Annotated in this window: 1 pseudogene; it reads right to left on the minus strand. The window is 71.8% G+C overall.

Annotated features, from left to right (window positions below):
- A pseudogene (locus tag HC031_RS32370) lies at positions 1–234 on the minus strand (ATP-dependent Clp protease ATP-binding subunit ClpC); the annotation flags it as partial.

Raw genomic sequence — 234 nt, forward strand, 5'->3', positions numbered from 1 at the left:
GCGCCGGCCGCGGCCAGCCCGCGCACCTCCCGCTGTGCGCTCAGCCGGCGGATGCGCATCCGGGCGCCGGCCTCGTCGATCAGGTCGATCGCCTTGTCCGGCAGGTACCGGTCGGAGATGTAGCGGTCGGCCAGCGTCGCTGCTGCGACCAGCGCCGCATCCGTGATCGACACCCGGTGGTGCGCCTCGTACCGGTCGCGCAGCCCCTTGAGGATCTCGATCGTGTGGCTCAAT

This window comes from Planosporangium thailandense, assembly GCF_011947195.1.
Lineage (GTDB): Bacteria > Actinomycetota > Actinomycetes > Mycobacteriales > Micromonosporaceae > Planosporangium > Planosporangium thailandense.